Origin of the sequence: Arthrobacter sulfonylureivorans, from assembly GCF_047607445.1 — a bacterium.
Lineage (GTDB): Bacteria > Actinomycetota > Actinomycetes > Actinomycetales > Micrococcaceae > Crystallibacter > Crystallibacter sulfonylureivorans_A.
Genome location: NZ_JBLKRT010000079.1, coordinates 1 through 2,893, shown reverse-complemented (window position 1 = coordinate 2,893; position 2,893 = coordinate 1). Strand labels below are relative to the sequence as shown.

Genomic DNA, 2,893 nt, shown 5'->3' with positions numbered 1-2,893 from the left:
TGTACTCTTGTCCTTTGCCCGGACCGGTGCAGCCGGCCGGAAGAAGCCGGGAGGACTGGTCGCCCGGCTGCGGCAGACATCGTCCGCCGGCCCCCGCTGAATCCATCCACCAGACGCCGAGCAGAAGGTATTCCAGCCACACCATGAACATTTCCGAGCCCTCTGTGGTCCTGGCCGGCGGCGGCACGGCGGGGCACGTCAGCCCGCTGCTGGCCATCGCCGGGGCCGTGGTCGAGGCCGCCCCCGCTGCCCGCATCCTCGCCGTCGGCACCGCGGCCGGCATGGAGACCCGTCTGGTGCCCGCGGCCGGCTACGAACTGGCCACCATCGGGCGGGTGCCGCTGCCGCGCCGGCCCTCGCTGGATCTGTTGAAGCTGCCGTTCAAATTCGCCACGGCAGTCCGCCAGGCTGCCCGCATCATCAACGGTGCGCAGGCCGACGTCGTGGTGGGCGTGGGCGGGTATGTCAGCACACCGATGTACATTGCGGCCAAGATGCGCCGGGTGCCGATCGTGATCCATGAAGCCAATGCCCGGCCCGGCCTGGCCAACCGGGTGGGGGCCCGGCTGGCCGAGCGGGTGGCGGTAGCGTTCAAGGACACCAAGTTGCCGGGAGCCCGCTGGGTCGGCATGCCGATGCGGCGGGAGATCGCCAGCCTGGACCGGCAGTCGTCCCGCAGTGCCGCCCGTCGGAGGCTGGGACTCGCCCCGGAGCAACCCACGCTGATCGTCACCGGAGGCTCTTCCGGCGCGCTCAGCATCAACCGGACCATTGCGGCCGTGCTGCCGGAGCTCTCCGCAGCCGGCATCCAGGTGCTGCACATCACCGGCCGGAACAAGGCACTGCGGGATGCCGAGGGTCAGTTGCTCGCCTCGCCCGGCTACCACCAGGTGGAGTATGTGGACGGCATGCAGGATGTCTACGCGGCGGCCGACCTGCTGCTGGCCCGCGCCGGCGCGGCCACGGTCTGCGAAGTCGCCGCCGTCGGCCTGCCGTCGGTACTGGTGCCGCTGCCTCATGGGAACGGCGAGCAGGCGCTGAACGCAGCCTCCCTGGTGGAGGCCGGCGGCGCCGTGCTGGTCCGCGACGCGGACTTCACCGCGCGCTGGGTCACCGACCACCTGCTGCCGCTGTTGCAGGATCCGGCGCGGCTGCAGCAGATGTCGGAGGCAGCGCACGCCCTCGGGATCAGGGATGCGGACGCACGGATGGCACAATTGGTGCTCGAGGCAATGGGGGAGGAGCACCGATGAAAGCCACTGATTTCCACACCACCGCGCGGCTGCCGTTCGGCGAGCTCGGCGCCGTGCACTTTATTGGACTCGGCGGCGCCGGCATGTCGGCCATCGCCCGGATCCTGCTGGCCCGCGGGGTGCCCGTGTCCGGCTCGGACGCGCGCGACTCCGCCGTCCTCCGGCAACTGGAGGCGCTCGGCGCCACGGTCTTCGTGGGCCATGAAGCGGGCCATGTCGGCGGTGCGGACACGGTCGTGGTCTCCACCGCCATCCGCCCGGAGAACCCCGAACTGCAGGCTGCCGTTGCCGCCGGCCTGAACATTGTGCACCGTTCGGTGGCGCTCTCTGCTGCCATGGAGGGCAAGCGGCTGATCGCGGTCGGCGGCACGCACGGCAAGACCACCACCACGGCCATGGCCACGGTGATGCTGCAGGCTGCCGGGCGCGAGCCGTCGTTCGCGATCGGCGGCGATGTCGCCGCGCTGGGCGTCAACGCCGCGCACGGGGAAGGCGACCTGTTTGTCGCCGAAGCGGACGAATCCGACGCCTCGTTCCTCAACTACCAGCCGCAGGTCATCGTCGTCACCAATGTGGAGGCGGACCACTTGGACCACTACGGGTCCGCCGAAGCCGTCTACGCCTCCTTCGACCAGTTCGCGGCGCTGCTTCCCAGCGACGGCACGCTGGTGGTCTGCCTCGACGACGACGGCGCACGCGCCCTGGCAGAGCGGGTGGCAGCGTCCGGCGCGGCCTGCCGGGTGCTCGGCTACGGCTATGCGGCGGATGCCGAGCTGCGGATCATCGACAGCGAGTTCGCCGGCTCCGGCAGCGCGAGCCGGATCGAATACCCGGGCGGCACCTGCACGCTGCGGCTCCAGGTGCCGGGCGAGCACAACATCCGGAACGCGGCGGCCGCCGTCGCCGTCGCCATCACGCAGGGCATCGATCCCGCCACCGCAGCCGAGGGGCTGGCCGGTTTCACCGGAGCAGCCAGGCGCTTCGAAGCCAAGGGAGCGGCGGCCGGGGTCCGCGTATTCGACGACTACGCCCACCATCCCACCGAGGTCCACGCAGCCCTGACCGCCGCGCGCAAGGTCGCGGCCGGACATGCCGTGCACGTGATCTTCCAGCCGCACCTGTTCTCGCGCACCCGGGAGTTCGCCGCGGAGTTCGCCCAGGCGCTGCAGTTGGCCGATTCAGCTGCGGTGCTGGATATTTATCCGGCCCGTGAAGATCCGATCCCGGGTGTCACCAGCGAGCTGATCACCAACCGGTTGCCTTCCGGCAGTTACGCGCCGGACCCGGCCCGCGCCGTGGCGGAGATCGTCGCACGTTCACAGCCCGGCGACATCGTGCTGACCGTCGGGGCCGGTGACGTGACCCAGTACGGCCCCGTCCTGGTCGAGGCCCTGGAGCACGCTTCCCCGGCCGTCCAATGAGTCCGCGCAAGCCACGCACCCCCGCGCGCCCCGCCGCCCCGGCCGGACGGCCGGAGGACATGCTGCCGGCAGCGGACGCCACGCGGCAGCCCGGACCCGAGAGCACGACGGCGGAGCGCCCGGGGGCGGGGGTCCGGATCACCTCCGGTAGGGTGACGGCCTTGCCTGCGGCATCCGGCCCCGACGCCAGATCCGGGACCGACGCCTCCGGCCCTGACG

At 71.4% G+C, this 2,893-nt stretch carries 3 protein-coding genes; all 3 read left to right on the top strand.

What is annotated here, in order from left to right:
• Positions 1-143 precede the first annotated feature (143 nt).
• Positions 144-1,253, top strand: coding sequence for an undecaprenyldiphospho-muramoylpentapeptide beta-N-acetylglucosaminyltransferase (murG, locus tag ACMX2H_RS18830; protein WP_414962790.1), 1,110 nt, complete (start codon positions 144-146; stop codon positions 1,251-1,253).
• Positions 1,250-2,674: a UDP-N-acetylmuramate--L-alanine ligase gene (gene murC, locus ACMX2H_RS18825; RefSeq protein WP_414962788.1), complete on the top strand. Its 1,425-nt coding sequence runs from the start codon at positions 1,250-1,252 to the stop codon at positions 2,672-2,674. The genes murG and murC overlap by 4 nt, the downstream gene beginning before the upstream one ends.
• A partial coding sequence (locus tag ACMX2H_RS18820; protein WP_414962787.1) for a hypothetical protein occupies positions 2,671-2,893 on the top strand: 223 nt, incomplete at its 3' end. The genes murC and ACMX2H_RS18820, both read left to right, overlap by 4 nt.

What these genes read in the sequence shown, in the direction of transcription:
- murG (WP_414962790.1), top strand. Translation starts at nt 144, where the DNA reads ATGAACATTTCCGAGCCCTCTGTGGTCCTGGCCGGCGGCGGCACGGCG.
- murC (WP_414962788.1), top strand. Translation starts at nt 1,250, where the DNA reads ATGAAAGCCACTGATTTCCACACCACCGCGCGGCTGCCGTTCGGCGAG.